The sequence below is a fragment of the Flavobacterium sp. DSP2-3-1 genome, from assembly GCF_049896865.1.
GTDB lineage: Bacteria > Bacteroidota > Bacteroidia > Flavobacteriales > Flavobacteriaceae > Flavobacterium.
Genome location: NZ_JAFCVD010000011.1, coordinates 1 through 18,527, shown reverse-complemented (window position 1 = coordinate 18,527; position 18,527 = coordinate 1). Strand labels below are relative to the sequence as shown.

Here is an 18,527-nt window from a genome sequence, read left to right as displayed (position 1 = left end):
TAATGCTTTTAGTTTGCACCATTAAATGTTACAAATAATGAGAAGATTGAATGTACATTTTGTGCGTTTCAAGATTGTAAGTGTCAAATTTACTCATGACATGAGTTACCAAATGGGAGATGGATATGGGCTGACCTAACTCTACTTTTGTCAAATTAGTATCTTTTATCTCGCGACCGTCCACTAAAATAACTAAACCAGAACCTATCGCTTCCATATCTTTATTATTAGTAATTAACAGTCCTGTATCCTCACCAAGTCCGATTCCCAATACTCTAGGATTGCCAACCACTGCTTGAAAAAGTCTGCCAATTCTGCCGCGTTGCACAAAATGAGTATCGATAATAACGCCATCAATTAAACCCAATCCACTTGAAATTTTAACTTCACCTTTTAGTAATGCTTCTGAGCTACTTCCCTGATAAATCATGTTATTCGAGGCTGCTGCTGCTCCAGCCGAAGTTCCGGCATATATAAATTCTTCATTATGATATTTATCCAATAACATATCATGAAATCGTGTTCCACCAAGAATAGAACTCAATCTAAGTTGATCACCTCCGGTAAACATAACAATATCAGCCGCTTTTAATCGGGCCAAAACTGCTTCATCAGCTGCTTGTTCTCTTCTTTCAATGTGTAAAATATCAATATTTTTAGCATTTAAATATTCAAATGCCTTAACATATTCAGGACCAATCTCTCTCGGAATGACTGAAGCCGTTGTAATGACTTCTATTCGTGATTTTTCTTTGTGTTTTGATTCATTTAATATCCTTTTTAAAATTCCAGTTTCAAAAAAGTTTAAATTATTGGTGGCATTTTTATCTAAATCGGTTTCTGTAAAACTTCCTTTATCCACTGCACCGCCTATTATTATTAGTTTTCCAAGTATATTCATTTTGTAAAAATAACCAAAAAGATAAAAAAGAGCCTTTGAAGTTGTGTTTTTTTTTGAATAATCACCAACAGAGATACTATTCATTAATTTTCAAATAATAAATTTTGATTACTATTGTAAAAACTTTACTTTAGTTACAGCATAACTTATTTAGATTGAATTATTAGATTGTACTTTACTTTTTTTATCCAAATTATTACTGGGTGAAAATGAAAATTAAGACTTTCTATTCAACTGCATTTTTAAACAAAAATAATTTTTCCGTTTTTATGAAAATAATTAAAATACAAGCCCTTCGTGGACCGAATATCTGGAGTATTCGACGAAAAAAATTAATTCAAATGCGTTTGGCTTTGGAAGAAATGGAGCAATTACCTACCAATAAAATAGACGGATTTAAAGAACGAATTGAAGCGATGTTTCCTTCAATGATTGAACATCGTTGTTCTGAAGGTTGTAGAGGCGGATTTTTTTCCAGAGTAGAACGCGGAACCTGGATGGGACATGTCATCGAACATATTGCACTCGAAATTCAGTCGCTTGCCGGAATGGAAACCGGTTTTGGAAGAACAAGAGAAACTAAAACTTCCGGAACTTATAATGTAGTTTTCAGTTATACCGAAGAAAATGTAGGTCTTTTTGCAGCGGAATCCTCTGTTGCCATTGCCGAAGCATTAATTGCGGGGACTGAATATGATGTGGATGCCGACTTGCAGAAAATGAGAGAAATACGCGAGCGTGTGAGACTTGGGCCAAGCACCGGAAGTATTGTGGAAGAAGCAGTTTCCAGAGATATTCCTTGGATACGACTTGGAACAAATTCTTTGGTACAACTTGGATACGGCATCAATCAAATGCGTTTTCAGGCGACAATTACCTGCAAAACAAGCAGCATTGCGGTTGATATTGCCTGCAATAAAGAACAAACTAAAAAAATGTTGGAAATGGCTTCCATTCCCGTAGCCAGCGGAAGCATTTGTATAGACGAAGACAGTTTAGCTGAAGTGATACAAAAAATTGGCTATCCTATTGTCCTAAAACCTTTGGGCGGAAATCATGGAAAAGGCGCCTCTATTAATGTTACTAATTGGGAGGATGCGGTTGCCGGTTTAACATTTGCGCAAGCATACGGCCAACGTGTCATTGTAGAAAAATTCATTACTGGTTTCGATTTTAGAATATTAGTTATCGATAATAAATTAGTTGCTGCTGCAAAAAGAGTTCCTGCTCATGTTATAGGAAATGGAACGGACAACATTCAGAATTTAATTGACACCACAAATCTGGACCCACGTAGAGGTTACGGACATGAAAATGTACTGACTCAAATTGATGTCGACCGGGATACCGAAGATTTATTGAAAAAACTAAACTACACATTAGAAACTATTCCAAATATTGGAGAAATTGTATTTTTAAAATCCACAGCAAATTTAAGCACCGGCGGAACATCTGTAGATGTAACTGATATGATGCACCCGGAAAATATCTTTCTTGCCGAAAGGATTTCAAGAGTCATTGGACTCGATGTTTGCGGAGTTGATATTATGGCCGAAAATTTAACGCAACCGCTAAAAGAAAATGGCGGTGTAATTTTGGAGGTCAACGCGGCGCCCGGTTTTAGAATGCACCTTGCGCCTTCGGAAGGATTGCCAAGAAACGTTGCGGCACCGGTAATTGACATGTTATATCCCCCGGGAAAATCATGTCGTATTCCAATAATTGCTGTGACAGGAACTAATGGAAAAACCACTACTACCCGACTTTTGGCACACATTGTTAAAAATAATGGATTTAAAGTAGGATTTACCACATCAGACGGGATTTATGTTCAAAATCACATGATGGAAAAAGGAGATACTACAGGACCTTTAAGCGCCGAATATATTTTGAGAGATCCAACTGTAGAATTCGCTGTTCTGGAAACTGCCAGAGGCGGAATTCTTCGTTCTGGACTGGGTTTTAGCCGTTGTGATATCGGAATTATAACTAACATTCAGGAAGATCATTTGGGTTTAAGTGACATTCATACCTTAAGTGATTTGGCCAGGGTGAAAGCCACAGTGGTCAAAAGTATCAAGAAAAACGGGTGGGCTGTCTTGAATGGTGATGACGAACATTGTGTAAAAATAGGTCAAGACCTGAATTGTAATGTCGCATATTTCAGTTTAAGCGAAGACAGCGATTTCATAAAAAAACTTTGTGCCGAAGGAAAAACAGTTGCTGTTTATGAAAATGGTTTCATCACCATCAAAAAAGGAGAATGGAAAATCCGCATCGAGCGTGCCACTCACGTACCTTTAACATTGGGCGGAAAAGCGAAATTCATGATTGCCAATGTACTTGCAGCCACTTTAGCGAGTTATTTATGGGGTTTCAAAACTGAAGATATCAGCTTGTCTTTGCAAACTTTTATTCCAAGTGCCGCACAAACTCCAGGTCGTATGAATATTTTTGAGTTTAAAAAATTCAAAGTATTGATTGATTTTGCTCACAACGCATCAGGCTATAAAGGTGTCGAAGAATACCTTCATAGTGTAGATGCTACTAAGAAAATTGGAATTATAGCAGGAGTTGGCGACCGTCGTGACGAAGATATCAGGGAATGTGCCACTATTGCCGCCCGAATGTTCGACCACATTATCATCCGACAAGAAAAATACCTGAGAGGAAGAACTGAAGATGAAATCATTAATTTAATTCTTGAAGGTATCAAAAATTCCGGTAAAACCGTTACTTATGAAATTATTCCTAAAGAAACCGAAGCGATAAAACATGCCATAAATTGCGCCGAAGAAGGAAGTTTCATCACAGCCTTAAGCGACGTAGTTACGAATGCAATTGATATTGTACAAGAATATTTAGACAAAGAAAACGAACACGGAGTGCTGTAATTTTCAGAAGCTGTTCCTGCTGTCCGTTATATCTTTCTTTGCCTAAAGAAGGCAAAGAAAGGATGCCACTACCATCAGGGCTAAAAAATAAAAGCCAATCGATTTCCGATTGACTTTTATTTTTACCTTATGTTTTCAATTTTTTCTTTCTGGCTGCTGGAAACAACACATTATTCAAAATCAAGCGATAGCCCGGTGAATTAGAATGCAAGTCTAAAACCGTAGGTGGATCACCCACCTGATGTTGAAAATCTTCGGGGTCATGTCCACCATAAAACGTGAACATCCCTTTGCCTTTTTGCCCATGAATATAACGTGCTTCCCCATTTAATTCACAAGATCCCATAACCAAGACATTTGATTTTATTAGAGGCAAATCAAAAGCGGTAGTTTGCCCCATAAATCCTTTGACCAACTGCGTGTGATTTTGACACAACATACTAGGAATTGGGTCCCACTTTGCTGAAAATTCCATTAAAGTAAAGTAATCTTTGTCCATAGGAATTCTTCGTTTCGAAGTCATATCAATATCTGAGAATTCATATTGCTCGGGTCTTCTTTCCAAAATAAAATCTTTGAAGGCAAAAGAATTATTGTAATTCATCTTTGATTGGTAATTTCCTTCACTGGCATCGCCATCAAACATGGCTTCGCAAATATCAAGTCCGTCAGCCGCCAAAGCAATATCAAAACTATCCGTTGCCGAGCACATCGCAAACATAAATCCTCCTCCAATTACAAAATCCCTGATTTTCTTGGTTACAGCTCCTTTTTCAGTAGAAACTTTGGAATATCCTAGTTTTGAAGCTAATGTTTCAGCCTCTTTCTTTTGTTCAATATACCAAGGAACATTTTTATAGGCTCCATAAAATTTTCCGTATTGTCCCGTAAAATCCTCGTGGTGCAAGTGCAACCAATCGTAAAGCAATAATTGATCACTAAGTACTTCTTCATCATAAATGGGAGTAAAAGGAATTTCAGCATAGGTCAAAACCAAAGTTACAGCATCATCCCAAGGTTGTTTTCCTTTGGGTGTGTAAACGGCAATCTTTGGAGCTTTTTCTAATATTACTGATTCCATATTCTGGGATGGACTGGAAATTTCATTTAATATGGCTACTTCTTCTCCATCAGAAATTATTTCAAAACTGACACCCCGAATCTGACATTCTTTACGAATTTCCTCTGCATCAGGCAGTAAAAAAGATCCGCCACGGTAATTGAGTAACCAGCTTGCTTTATAATTTTTATCCAAACACCAATAAGTTATTCCATACGCTTTCAGATGATTTTTCTGCGAAGTTTCATCCATTGGTAATAAAATAAAAGACGCTTTACTTGTTATTGACAGTAACAAAATGAGTATAAATAGAAATCGTTTGCGCATATTCTGAAAATTTTGATACCTCAAAGATAGAAATTAAGCATTTGAATTATTTCAAATTTAACTTTTAAATGAATTACAAAAATTATCTTTTTTAATAAAACACGTAAAAATACGCATAGCCAAACTACATCTTAATCATAAATTCGCAGATATCTCTTAAGCAATCATAATGAAAAATTTAGTAATGAATCCAAATGAAAGCAATGACCCGTTTAATTTAATGAATTTATTGAAAAAAATAGGATTATGTCTATTAGTAATTCTGATTTTAACTTTCTACATGCTTTGTTTCCAACATCTCCGTCTGTAAATCACTAAAAAAAATCATTTTGAAAAATTATTATACCACTTTATCAGAGGAAATTCTCTCTATAGCAAAATTCGAAGGGGATTCGACATTGCTCAGAAGACAGCTTTTTTATATCCGACAAGCCAAACTGGAGAAAAGTTTGGATACTAATGATTTGAGAAAAACATTTTGGATAAATATTTACAATGCATTTTTTCATATCATTTCAAAAGATACGGCAGATCGTGACTCCATTTTCACATTGAAAAGAATAAAAATTGCTCATTGTTTACTTTCATTAAACGATATTGAGCACGGAATTTTAAGGAAGACTAAATTTAAAATGGGTTTTGGATACTTTACCAATCCATTTTACTCTGATTTTATAAAAACACAGGCAGTAAAAGAGTTGGATTACAGAATCCATTTTGCGTTAAAAAGTATTTGTTTAAATAATCCAATAATTGATTATTATGAGAGTGAAATTATCAACGAACAACTCCAAAAAATCACCAAAAAACTGATCAAATCGCAGACCCATTTCGATACCGATTTAAAATTAATCACAACGTCAAAATTTTTATTTTCCTACCATCGAGATTTTGGAGGCATGAGTTCCGTTAAAGAATTATTGCAAACAACTTTAGAAAAAGACATGACAGGGTACACGTTTCAGTTCAAAAAAAGTTAAAAACGCCAGAAATACCTACTAACCATAAACTCTATTGCTCTTACTTTTGAATTTAACCTGCAATCTTAGACATCAAGCAGCATAATTTGATTTTGAACTGCGTAGACAACTAAGCCTGCAATATTTCTTGAATCTGTCTTCAACAACAAATTATTTCTATGTCCTTCAACGGTTCTTGGACTAATAAAAAGAGCATCTGCAATTTCAACTGTACTCTTTTGCGAACAAATAAGCTTAAGCACTTCAATTTCCCGAACGGTTAAAAAAGTAGTGTCTAATATGCTTTTTGTTTTTTTAGAAGTCAACACGTCCGCCTGAATAATTTTCATGACATGATCCGTATAATAAAATCCTTTTTCAGCAACTTCATTTATAGTTGTCAGTAATTCGTGAGGCGTCGCGGTTTTTATTAAATACGAAACCGCACCCACATCAATCATATTTGCAACAAAAGATTTAGAGTTATAACTCGTTAATGCAATGATTTTTAACTCCGGAAACTCAGCATGCATGATCTTTGTTGCTTCAACACCATTTATTCCGGGCATTTTTAAGTCCATGATAATAATATCAGGGTGATTGTTTATATTGCTTTGGAGAAAAGAAATCAATTCGTTCCCATTGGAAGCTTCAAAAATAATTTTAATATTTGTCTCGCGCCCCAATAAAAAAGAAATTCCTTTTCTAAAAAGAATTTCATCATCCACTAATACAATTTTTATAGTTTTATTCATTATTTAAAAATTAAAAACTACGGAAATCCCTTTGTTTAATGCTGATTCCAAGGTCAATTTACCGTTCAAAAAAGCGATTCTGCTTTCTATATTTTTCATTCCAAGACCGTGCTGATTTTTATTATTTTTGATTTCAAAACCAGTACCGTTATCCGTGTAATGACAATTTTTTACACCATTTTCTTCTTCAAAAAGAATTGAAATAACCGTGGCTTTTCCATGCCGTAATGAATTATTCATCAGTTCCTGCAAAATTCTAAACACATGCAAATGTTTGTCGTTATCAGAAATAGCAAATGTCGTTCTATTTTGATAATCTATATCTACAGCTTTGGAACTGCTAAATTCCATGCATAATTCCTCAACGCCTGCATGCAATCCAAATTTATCTAAAACAGGCGGTAGCAAACCGTGTGCAATTTTCCTTGAATTATCTAATGCTTTGTGTGTAAGATTAATAATATTCGCTGTGATTTCAATTACTTCATTAGCGGTTAAATTAGGCGCGGTCAGCAAATGACTGTTTAATGAAACTATATTGAGTTTAGAACTAATATCATCATGCAAATCTTGCGCAATACGCTTGCGTTCCTCTTCTTGTGTAATAATAACAGCACTTAAAAGCTCTTTTTGATACTTAATTTCTAAATCTTTTTTTTCCAATTCTTTTTGAATGATTTTTCTTTGTGAAAGTTTAAAGAAAAGTATTAGCAACAAAGCCATGAATAATATTAGAAAGACCCCAAGTGCAACAATTAAAACTAATCTGTTTTCCTCCGATAAAAGCTCTTCCACCATTCGATATTAATTAAGATTTGATATAATAAACAAAAGAAAGCATTTAATACCCAAAAATACATATACAAAGAAGGAGCAGTTTCAACTAATAAATTTCCTGCCGCAAAAATTAACGAACTTGTTAACATATAAATAAAAATACCGGAATTTATATATGAATATGACTTTTCTTTAGTAAGAGTATTTAAGAAATATAGTACTGCAAAGGACGAAATTACAACTTGCGTGATAAAAATTCCTAATGAATTATACTTTTCAAAAACATGATCCTCAATCGAATATTGAAATGTAAAAACGACCATCGTAAAAATTATAATCCCGCCAATGACAATTCTTATTTTCCTTTTTTTTAGTAAATAATAATAAAAGAAGCTAAGAAATAAAAATTGAGAAATGAAATAATAGTGGGACAACCAAATATTATTAATGCGTTTATTAAATAAATAAGTTGAATAGAATTGAATCACACCTACTGTCAAAAGATAACAGAAAAATATTACAAATATTTTTTCCTTAACAGCAGTTTTTAGAAATAAAAGTATGTTAAAAGCTAATAGGTAATTGGCTGATTTATATAACAATTCATAGATTTCCTTTGCGCCATAGGGCAAAAACATTAAATTTATAGTGGTATACAAACCCATCTCATTAAGTTTTATAATCAATTTATTTGACGAATGCTTTTCTAATAAGTCTTTTAGTACATAGTTTTAATTGATAATTGCCATTATTTTTTTTCTATTTACATAAAATATGAATCATTGCTTAAAAAACAACGCCACATAAAAACAACAAATCTTTAATACTATTAAACTAAAGCAACATTGTATTCTCCCACCTACTCATCAAATTTGTTCTTTAGCCATACAAAAGCCTGTTCTAATTTATTATTTTAATCAATGCTTTAAAAGGAACTGTTTTGTCATAGTATATCGTAGAAAGAGCTTCTTCCTTGTAATCCTGCATTTTAATCATACTGCTTACGAAAGGTGAGACAAAATAATACATTTCGTTATACTTGCTACTCCCATCCAATTTTAAAAAAATATGATATCCCTGAACTTTCTATAAAAAAACAATTCACGCTCTGTAGAATATTTTTCAACCATCAATGTTGCTAAACTTGTCTAATATCCATCACAACCTTGTAGGCATTGGAGGTCGAATCCATGTAAACGGTAGCAAAATTTCGCGTTTGATCATTTTAAGGTAAGAGAACGGACTTGATAATGTTATCACTTATCTCAAAATAAAAAGCCATAAACTCGCAATTCTAATTCTAAAACCTGTTATCCAAAGAATTCTCACCAAAAAAACCTCCTCTTATTGTTTTTTTTTTGTATTCTAAAGCATCATTAAATTGCATTTGATACTGTACAAAATTTGCTAATAATTCAGATACTTCATCTACAAAATAACGATTCCCAAAATATTCACGACAACCATTTTTTGTTAAAATCGGAATAAATTAGGTGCCGAAATCTTATTTGCAACGCGGTATCAATAAAAGTCGAATAGAGTTAAGATTTAAATGGTCCTCTAAACCATACATAAAGCGAATACCTACTATTTTTTCTGAAATACTTAGTATGCTCAAAATCAAATTTTTCTCTACCAATACAGCGTTTTGTAAACCAGATTAGATGTCGTCACATTATCCTTTCACAGATTGGGACACTTCGTTAGAGATATAATCTAATAAGTTTTTGTCTAAAAGTATAATTATTAAATTTTAATGTTATACAAATTTCAAACTTTTAAAATCAAACGGCTACTGGTTAAGCGGGCTATTTTTATCACACGCATTTGGACAAGGAGTTGTAAAATCATAAATATCATCTTGCCCGGCTGGCTCATTCCCCACCCCAACGGTAATCATATCGACATAAATCTTTGTTAGTGGGTCGTATTTCGTACCTACGATCATTAGTTTCTCCACTCCATTATCATCAATCCCAATATAGGCTCTTACGGCATCAACGTCTTCGGTCAATACTTCCAATAAATCTATTTTTGGAATTAAAAAGGCATTTAATTCGTGGTGTTTGTTGTAGTTCCCTTCTTTTTTCTTCCATCGCTTGGCCCATTTTTTTGCCTCTATTAGCGAAATGGTGTTTAGTTTTTTTGCACCCTCAGATGCATTGTTACCTGTTACGGCTTCTTCTGACATAATGTTTAGTTTTTTAGTTATACTACTATTCCGTTAAGAAAAAGAAAATCTAAAGTACTGTTTTTTTTTGCTTTTATGAAGAAAAGGTTTATGTACAATATAAAAAATGTTACACTAAGTAAATATTTACAGTTTTACTTTTGTATTTACTGGAATAATAAGCACACATTTGTCATTTAGATCCTGACACTTAAAGAAATAAATCTTATAATCTGAATAACTTGATGTGATTTGTTTCACTTGTTCACTTCGTTTAAATCTCCTTGGTTGAAATGACACTATTGACAATAAATATTCCGGTATTTTAAAAACTAAAATGGTATTAATTACAAAAAAAGCCTACAAAAGTAGGCTTGAATCGTATTTCAAAAAAGGAACGTATGTTAAAAAGGAACATCACTATCATCATCCGGATCATTCAAATTGCTTCCAAACGCGTCATTGGCAGACGGTAAATTTTTGGTGATAAAAGGATTATCATCCTGATTCATACTGGATGGTAAATCATCATAACCACCGCTATAATCTTCCAGATTATCAAATTTTCCTAAGTGTCCTATAAACTTTAGTCGAACGTTTTCAATACTACCGTTACGATGCTTGGCAATCATTATTTCCGCCTGACCCGCAGTTGGTGAAGCTTCATCGTCATCCCATTCGTCAATTTTGTAATATTCGGGACGGTATAAAAAAGATACAATATCCGCATCTTGTTCAATCGCTCCCGATTCACGTAAATCAGATAATAAAGGTCTTTTGCTGGATCCACGAGTTTCTACCGCACGGGACAATTGCGAAAGGGCAATTACAGGAACGTTCAATTCCTTGGCTAATGCTTTTAAGTTTCGTGAAATTGTTGAAATCTCCTGCTCTCTATTTCCTCCACCTTTTCCGTTTCCTCCAGCTGTCATCAATTGCAAATAATCGACAATAATAATTCGGATTCCGTGTTGTGAAACTAAACGTCTTGATTTAGCCCTTAAATCAAAAATAGACAATGAAGGTGTATCATCAATAAACAGAGGTGCTTTTTCTAAATTCTTAACTTTGGTACTCAGTTGTTCCCATTCGTGCTTTTCCAGTTTTCCGGTACGTAATTTCTCCGATGACAAACCAGTTTCTGAGGATATCAAACGGGTAATTAATTGTACAGATGCCATCTCCAGAGAAAATAAGGCCACTGGCATTCCGTAATCGATTGCCATATTTCGAGCCATCGATAGTACAAATGCTGTTTTTCCCATTGCAGGTCTTGCCGCTATAATGATTAAATCGCTTGGCTGCCAGCCTGAAGTAATCTTGTCCAGTTTGTCAAAACCGGTTGCAACACCACTCAAACCCTCTTGGCCTGCAATTTCTTCAATTCGTTTTTTGGCTTGCAATACTAAACTCTGCGCCGTCTCCGAACTACGTTTTATATTTCCTTGTGTTACTTCGTATAATTTAGATTCGGCTCTGTCTAATAAATCAAAAACATCTGTTGTTTCATCGTAGGATTCTTCAATAATTTCAGTCGAAATCCGAATCAAACTGCGTTGAATAAATTTTTGAAGTATGATTCTGGAGTGAAATTCGATGTGTGCAGAAGACGATATCTTTTGCGTAAGCTGAATTAAGTAAAAATCACCGCCTGCCAATTCTAATTTTGCATTTTTCTTGAGCTGCGCAGAAACGGTTAATAAGTCAATAGGCTGCGTTTCTGTAAACAGTTGCACGATAGCCTCAAATATATGTTTGTGTGCTTCCTTGTAAAAAGCATCGGGCTGCAGAATGTCAATTACATCATCAACCCCTTTTTTGTCAATCATCATGGCACCCAGTACAGCCTCTTCTAAATCGAGAACTTGCGGTTGCAATTTTCCTTTTTCAAGGCTTATAATAGTAGTTTTATCAACCTTAACAGGACTAATATTTCTGAAGTTTTCCATAGAGCGAAAGTAGCAAAAATAAAAAAAAAATTGGCATTGAGTTGTTACAAATAAATGTTCATAAGTAACTATTTTTTGTTTATAACCCAAAAAAAATCCGAAACGGTAAGGCTTCGGATCAAATTATATTTTGTAAGATTTTACTCTTTATACTCACCCATTTTACTGTATTTCTCCATTCTTTGAGCCACTAATTCGGCTGTTGATAAGTCTTTCAATTCGTTAAAACCTTTCATGATATATTGCTCCACCGTTTTGAAAGTGGTTTCTCTGTCGTAATGCGCTCCACCTAAAGGTTCCGGAATAATATCATCCACTAATTTTTGTTTTTTCATGTCAGCTGAAGTCAATTTCAAGGCCTCAGCAGCCTGTTCTTTATATTCCCAGCTTTTCCATAAAATAGACGAGCATGATTCTGGAGAAATAACGGAATACCAAGTGTTTTCCATCATGTATACTTTGTCACCCACTCCTATTCCTAATGCTCCACCAGAAGCTCCTTCACCAACAATAACAGTGATAATAGGCACTTTTAAACGAATCATTTCAAATATGTTTCTGGCAATCGCTTCTCCTTGTCCGCGTTCTTCAGCTTCTAATCCAGGATAAGCTCCCGGAGTGTCAATCAAAGTCAAAACAGGAATGCCAAATTTCTCTGCCATTTTCATCAATCGCAGCGCTTTTCTATATCCTTCCGGATTGGCCATTCCAAAATTACGGAACTGACGCGTCTTGGTATTAAATCCTTTTTGTTGTCCCACAATCATAAACGATTGTCCGTCAATTTTTCCTAAACCACCTATCATGGCTTTGTCATCCTTAAAACCTCTGTCGCCAAAAAGTTCCAGAAAAGTGTCGCCACACAAAGCGCGAACGTGATCCATTGTATACGGACGACTTGGGTGTCTGGAAAGTTGTACACGCTGCCAAGCAGTCAAGTTTTTGTATATTTTTCTTTTAGTCTCTTCTAGTTTCTTGTTGATTTGTTTGCAAGTATTCGTTACATCAACATCTGATTCCTGACCAATAATGAGACATTTGTCTAACTGTTCTTCTAGTTCTTTTATTGGAAGCTCAAAATCTAAATATTCCATAGGATTTTTGCGTTTTTGTTTTTATTTGGAACCGCAAATATAAAATTTTAAATCGGTCGAAAAGGTAAATATTCTATTTATGTGTAAAAGTTTGCTTCAACAAAGCAGTAGATTCTTATTCTGTTTTGCCCTTTTGATAATGTTTAATAGCACCATTCAGGATTACGGTGATGACTATGATCAGTGCGCCAATGTAAAATTCAAAACTCATTTTTTCTTTTCCTCCAAGGATAAAATACGCCAACACAATGCCGTAAACCGGTTCCAGATTCGTCGTCAACATTACGGTGTATGGTGTTAATTTCTGCATTACTTTCACCGAAGCTGTAAAGGCATACGCCGTGCAAATGGAAGCCAGAATCAGAATTAGAATCCAATTATTAGCGGTCAATACAAAAAAGTCAGAAGTGAATTTCCCTTGAAACAAAAAGTAAATCGAGATGAAACAAACGCCCGCCAGAAATTCATAAAAAGAAATTACCGAAGGATCGTGATCTGCAATCAGTTTTCCGTTCATTAACGTAAATAAAACGCCTAATATAATCGACGCCAAAGCGTATAACATTCCGTCAAGATAATTGATTTCGACCTTCATGATCAGTGCCAATCCAGCGATAATGATGAGTCCAAAAAAAACTTCGTACCACAATACCTTTCGACCATAAAACAATGGCTCTAATATTGATGCAAAAAAAGCACCCAACGAAAAAACCGATAGCGTAATTGACACATTGGAAACATGGATCGCTTTGAAAAAGAAGATCCAATGCAATGCAATCAACAAGCCGACAAAAATTAATTTGAAAAAAGATTTTAAAGGGATTCTGAACGATTTTTTCTTTAATAGTATAAAAATGGCTAAAAATACCCCGGCAAAAAACATGCGATACCAAACTAAAGCATCTGCTGTAATAGTAATTAAAGCGCCTAAGATGGCGGTAAAACCCCAAATAAAAACAATTAAATGAAGATTTAAGTAACTTTTTAAATTATCGTTTTGCATTTCGTAATAAATAAATGGCTAAAATTCCGAAAGCAATATTAGGCAACCAAACGGCTAACATTGGCGGAATACTCGATTTTTCGGCTAATACGCCAAAGATTTTATCAAAAAACACAAAGGCAAAAGCCAATGCAATTCCAATGGCTAAATTGGTCCCCATTCCTCCTCTTCGTTTCATTGAAGAAACCGCAACCGCAATGATAGTGAGAATAAATGCCGATACCGGAACGCTGTATTTTTTATATAATACCACCAAATACACATTGATGTTAGAAGATCCTCTTTCTCTTTCTTTCTCGATAAAGGCATTCAATTTTCCTAAACTTAAAGTTTCTGCAATGTAAACTACAGGTGTTAAATCCTCTAAATCAAACGCGAAAACAGCATCTTTTTGGGGTAGCTTTTCAATTTTATCATTTAGTTCACCCACTGTTCTTTTCGTGTAATCAAACATCGTGTAAGTACTGTCCTTTGGATTCCATTTGATTCTGCTGGCCGTAATTTTATAGATAAGTTTTTCATTTTTAAATTTTTCCAATGAAAAATTAAAAGCCGTTTTAGACTCGGTATTAAAACTGTTTACATAAATAAACTCATTGTCATTGATTTGGCGGTACACATCTGTATTATCACCGCGCATGGCTTCTTTTCCGCCTCCTTTCAAGTACGTGTACCTAAAGTTATTGAATCCTTCACTGGCAGCCGGAACAACAAAAAATCCCATTAACAATACAAAAACAGAAACGATAGATGCGCCTATAATATACGGTCTCAAAAATCGTGTAAATGAAATCCCCGAACTTAAAATAGCGATAATCTCCGTATCATTCGCCAGTTTTGAGGTGAACCAAATCACCGATAAAAACAAAAATATTGGAAAAAGAGAGTTCGCAAAATAAACCGTAAAGTTGTAGTAATAAAGCCCGATCTCTAAAATCGGAACTTTATTTTCCAGCATTTTATTGATCTTCTCGGATACGTCAACAACGATTCCTATCGGGATAAACAACAACAGCATCACCACAAATGTGGCTAAATATCTTTTTAGGATGTATTTGTCTATTATTGTTAGCATATTTTAAATTATGAGTTATGAATTATGAATTATGAGATACAACCTAACTCATCATTTATAATTCATAATTATTTTACAGTCTCTGATTCATATTTTTTACCATCATTTCTTTCCAAGGCTTGAAATCGCCCGCTAAGATATGTTTTCTGGCCTCACGAACCAACCACATGTAAAAACCAAGATTATGTATCGTAGCAATTTGTTTCCCGAGGTATTCATTGGCAGCAAAAAGGTGACGCAAATACGCTTTGGTGTATTCTGTATCTACAAAGGTGATTCCCATTTCGTCAACGGGCGAAAAATCAGCTTCCCACTTTTTGTTTTTGATATTAATCGTACCATTTGCTGTAAACAACATTCCGTTTCTGGCGTTGCGCGTAGGCATTACACAATCAAACATGTCGATTCCAAGCGCAATATTTTCGAGAATATTTATTGGAGTTCCCACACCCATCAGGTACCGCGGTTTGTCTTCGGGCAGAATTTCACAAACAATTTCAGTCATGGCATACATTTCCTCGGCAGGTTCCCCTACTGAGAGTCCGCCGATCGCGTTTCCTTGTTGATTGGAATTTGCGATATATTCTGCTGATTGTTGGCGTAAGTCTTTGTAACAACTTCCCTGAACAATCGGGAAAAACGTTTGATCATACCCGTATTTAACAGGCTGTGTGTCTAAATGATTGATGCAACGGTCCAGCCAGCGGTGCGTCATTTTCATCGAGCGTTTTGCGTAGTTGTAATCACACGGATAGGGTGTACATTCATCAAAAGCCATGATAATATCGGCCCCTATGGTACGCTGAATTTCCATCACATTCTCTGGTGTAAAGAAGTGATAGGAACCATCGATATGCGATTTGAACTTCACGCCTTCCTCCTTAATTTTTCGGTTGGCCGAAAGCGAATACACTTGGTATCCTCCGGAATCCGTCAAAATATTACGGTCCCAGTTCATAAATTTATGCAAACCACCGGCTTTCTCAAGAATTTCGGTTTGCGGACGCAAGTATAAGTGGTAGGTGTTTCCCAGGATAATATCCGGATTTATATCTTCTTTCAATTCCCGCTGATGCACTCCTTTTACTGAAGCTACGGTTCCAACAGGCATAAAAATTGGGGTTTCGATCACCCCATGATCAGTAGTAATACTTCCCGCTCTGGCTTTAGACAGCGGATCTTTTTTTAATAAATCAAACTTCATATTGGCATATTTCTTCCGATTGTTCGGCGGGCAAAGATAGGTTAATTTGAAAACTAGATAATTAGATAATTTAAAAAATTAATCAAGATTTAGCAAATCAATTGGGGCGTGCCCTAAAAAGGTCGGGCTATCCGCTATAATCTTTTATTCCGCTACGCTTCATAAAAGGATTTTCACTTTTATCCCTCACGCAAAACAGCCTTAATACCACCAGCGACATTGCAGTAATAAAACCTCATTTACCAAAATAATTACTATCTTTCAATCACAAAATCAACACGATATGACTTGGGCAGCAAAACTGATAAAACACAACAGTGAAAATAGAATTGCCGTTTATTTTGAAAAAAATCAAGACCTGATTGCCAGGATCAAACAAATAGAAGGCGCACGGTGGAGCCAGCAAAAAACGGTTTGGCACCTTCCAGACACAGAGGAAAACAGACTGCGTTTTAACATAGCGCCCCCTGCAAATTTGGTCCCTTCAAGCGAAGGAATAACACAAATCGAAAAATTCAAACAATGGATGTGTTCTAAACGGTATAGTGAAAGCACCATTACTACCTATAGCGAAGCCTTGAAATCTTTTTTGATCTTCTATCGGGAAAAACCCATTTCCGAAATCACAAATGACGATGTAATCATTTACAACAATGACTATATCTTAAAGAATAATTTGTCAGCATCTTACCAAAACCAAATCGTTAACGCTATAAAACTGTATTTTATGACAGTCAGAGCAACAAAAATTGAAATAGATAAAATTCACCGACCAAAACGAGCTAAACTTTTACCCAATATATTAAGCAAAGAAGAAATAAAATTGATATTAAACGCTCATAGTAACATCAAACATAAAATGATGCTTTCATTGATTTATAGTTGTGGCCTGCGTTGTGGCGAATTATTGGCTCTCCAGCCCGTTCACATAGATTCAATGCGGAATATTGTATTGCTTAAAAATTCAAAAGGCAAAAAAGACAGGATAGTCCCATTAAGCCCAAAAATTTTAGAAATGCTACGGGAGTATTATAAAGTATTTAAACCCACAACGTATTTGTTTGAAGGACAAATCAAAGGAAAGCCCTATGATGATAGAAGCTTACAACAAGTTTTAAAACAAGCCATACAAAAATCAGGAATCAGAAAACCCGTTACTTTGCACTGGTTACGCCACAGTTATGCTACTCATTTACTTGAAAGCGGAACCGATTTGAGGTACATTCAAGAATTATTGGGACACAATAGCAGCAAAACGACCGAAATATATACCCACGTAAGTACAAAAAGTATCCAACAAATAAAAAGTCCTTTTGATGATTTGTAATAAAAATATTATTTATACATTTGATAAAAATACGCTACTCCGTAGCGACTATCCATCCTAAATTGGGTAGATTGTCGCTACTTTGTAGCGAGTATATACAAGTTGTATGCAAGCTTGCTGAAAATCAATACCTTAAAAATATGTGCGAAAAATGTTTTGATAAAGAGATATTCAGATTTGACAGCCAATCAGATTTTAATGATTTTGAAAAAACACTGGGAAAAAAATCAAAATACTTAGAGCTTATAAATTCAAAAAACGAATATTTGGACGACTTTCATTACACTTACACTTGTGGAAATTGTAATCAAAATTGGTGGTTATCAATACCTGAAAATGCTTGGCGAGGATATTTTTTGACAGAAAAAAATGCCAAAGACAATATTGAAAATATACGCAGTTCCGACAAAAAAAAGAAAAATGGCTGTTTAATTTTACTAATATTTTTTTTTATGATTTTAATGCTTTCATTAATAAATTCCTGCGTTGGTAAAAGCCAAAAATTTGACAAAATAAAGTGGAACAAAAGAGAAGATGGATTCTATCTTTATCGTGAAGAAATGATTGGAGATTTAACAGAAAATTATTTAAAAAAAGGCACAACGTACAAAAAAATAATAAGTTTATTAGGAGCGCCACAAAACTTAAATGATGAAATTGAAAGAACAATTAGTTATGAATTGATGACCGATTATGGTTGGGATATTGACCCCGTGGAAGTAAAAACATTAAAAATAAAAATATCAAAAGATTCAACGCTGAATAGTTTCAAAATTGAACATTGGAAAAAATAATAAAGCCAGCATACAACAGCTGTTTTGATATAGCCGGAATTTAGTGGAATTACCGTTTCGCATCAATTTTTCGTTAAGCCGAAAACTGAGCGTTTACGAACTTCCAGCCATCTCAAAGCAGCGGGACGTTACAAGCAACCGTTGCAAAACCAACAACAGAATTACATCAATGAAAATGACATATACTATTATCGGATTTATTTTAATAGGTGGACTTTTTTTCTACTTAACAAGTTGC

Annotated in this window: 15 protein-coding genes; 4 read left to right on the top strand and 11 right to left on the bottom strand. The window is 34.7% G+C overall.

What is annotated here, in order from left to right:
- Window positions 1-28: 28 nt before the first annotated feature.
- Entirely contained in the window at window positions 29-901 is an 873-nt protein-coding gene (locus ACP7AT_RS12840) for a cyanophycinase (RefSeq protein ID WP_426064732.1), read from the bottom strand.
- Between the two features lie 269 nt (window positions 902-1,170).
- Here ACP7AT_RS12840 and cphA point away from each other — a divergent pair, with 269 nt between their 5' ends.
- On the top strand, window positions 1,171-3,795 hold the full coding sequence (gene cphA / locus ACP7AT_RS12835; protein ID WP_426064731.1) for a cyanophycin synthetase: 2,625 nt from the start codon (window positions 1,171-1,173) through the stop codon (window positions 3,793-3,795).
- A 127-nt stretch (window positions 3,796-3,922) separates the two neighbouring features.
- On the opposite strand, the gene ACP7AT_RS12830 is transcribed toward cphA, so the two are convergent.
- Window positions 3,923-5,107: an asparagine synthetase B gene (locus tag ACP7AT_RS12830; RefSeq protein ID WP_426064729.1), complete on the bottom strand. Its 1,185-nt coding sequence runs from the start codon at window positions 5,105-5,107 to the stop codon at window positions 3,923-3,925.
- Between the two features lie 404 nt (window positions 5,108-5,511).
- Here ACP7AT_RS12830 and ACP7AT_RS12825 point away from each other — a divergent pair, with 404 nt between their 5' ends.
- Complete coding sequence (locus ACP7AT_RS12825) at window positions 5,512-6,162, top strand: DUF547 domain-containing protein (RefSeq protein WP_426064728.1); 651 nt, start codon at window positions 5,512-5,514, stop codon at window positions 6,160-6,162.
- 65 nt (window positions 6,163-6,227) lie between these two features.
- Here the strand turns inward: ACP7AT_RS12825 and ACP7AT_RS12820 are convergent, their stop codons facing one another.
- The 9 genes from ACP7AT_RS12820 to tgt form a co-directional block, all read right to left on the bottom strand.
- A complete protein-coding gene (locus ACP7AT_RS12820; RefSeq protein WP_426064727.1) occupies window positions 6,228-6,896 on the bottom strand; it encodes a response regulator transcription factor in 669 nt (222 codons plus the stop codon).
- A 3-nt stretch (window positions 6,897-6,899) separates the two neighbouring features.
- A complete protein-coding gene (locus tag ACP7AT_RS12815; RefSeq protein ID WP_426064726.1) occupies window positions 6,900-7,694 on the bottom strand; it encodes a sensor histidine kinase in 795 nt (264 codons plus the stop codon).
- Window positions 7,658-8,338 carry a hypothetical protein gene (locus ACP7AT_RS12810; protein WP_426064725.1) on the bottom strand — a complete coding sequence of 227 codons (681 nt, stop codon included), beginning with the start codon at window positions 8,336-8,338 and terminating at the stop codon, window positions 7,658-7,660. Before ACP7AT_RS12810 ends, ACP7AT_RS12815 begins: the two co-directional genes overlap by 37 nt.
- Window positions 8,339-9,465: 1,127 nt before the next feature.
- Complete coding sequence (locus ACP7AT_RS12805; protein WP_426064724.1) at window positions 9,466-9,864, bottom strand: hypothetical protein; 399 nt, start codon at window positions 9,862-9,864, stop codon at window positions 9,466-9,468.
- Between the two features lie 383 nt (window positions 9,865-10,247).
- The gene (dnaB, locus tag ACP7AT_RS12800; protein ID WP_426064723.1) at window positions 10,248-11,792 is read right to left on the bottom strand and encodes a replicative DNA helicase; all 1,545 of its coding nucleotides are present in this window, start codon (window positions 11,790-11,792) and stop codon (window positions 10,248-10,250) included.
- 140 nt (window positions 11,793-11,932) lie between these two features.
- On the bottom strand, window positions 11,933-12,886 hold the full coding sequence (locus ACP7AT_RS12795) for an acetyl-CoA carboxylase carboxyltransferase subunit alpha (RefSeq protein ID WP_426064722.1): 954 nt from the start codon (window positions 12,884-12,886) through the stop codon (window positions 11,933-11,935).
- A gap of 115 nt (window positions 12,887-13,001) precedes the next feature.
- Complete coding sequence (locus ACP7AT_RS12790; protein WP_426064720.1) at window positions 13,002-13,889, bottom strand: DMT family transporter; 888 nt, start codon at window positions 13,887-13,889, stop codon at window positions 13,002-13,004.
- Window positions 13,876-14,964, bottom strand: coding sequence for an LptF/LptG family permease (locus ACP7AT_RS12785; protein WP_426064719.1), 1,089 nt, complete (start codon window positions 14,962-14,964; stop codon window positions 13,876-13,878). Before ACP7AT_RS12785 ends, ACP7AT_RS12790 begins: the two co-directional genes overlap by 14 nt.
- 73 nt (window positions 14,965-15,037) lie before the next feature.
- The gene (gene tgt / locus ACP7AT_RS12780; RefSeq protein ID WP_091209193.1) at window positions 15,038-16,168 is read right to left on the bottom strand and encodes a tRNA guanosine(34) transglycosylase Tgt; all 1,131 of its coding nucleotides are present in this window, start codon (window positions 16,166-16,168) and stop codon (window positions 15,038-15,040) included.
- Between the two features lie 283 nt (window positions 16,169-16,451).
- Here tgt and ACP7AT_RS12775 point away from each other — a divergent pair, with 283 nt between their 5' ends.
- Both ACP7AT_RS12775 and ACP7AT_RS12770 read left to right on the top strand, forming a co-directional pair.
- Complete coding sequence (locus ACP7AT_RS12775; RefSeq protein ID WP_426064718.1) at window positions 16,452-17,495, top strand: tyrosine-type recombinase/integrase; 1,044 nt, start codon at window positions 16,452-16,454, stop codon at window positions 17,493-17,495.
- Window positions 17,496-17,635: 140 nt separating this feature from the next.
- On the top strand, window positions 17,636-18,289 hold the full coding sequence (locus ACP7AT_RS12770; RefSeq protein WP_426064717.1) for a hypothetical protein: 654 nt from the start codon (window positions 17,636-17,638) through the stop codon (window positions 18,287-18,289).
- The last annotated feature ends 238 nt before the right edge of the window (window positions 18,290-18,527 follow it).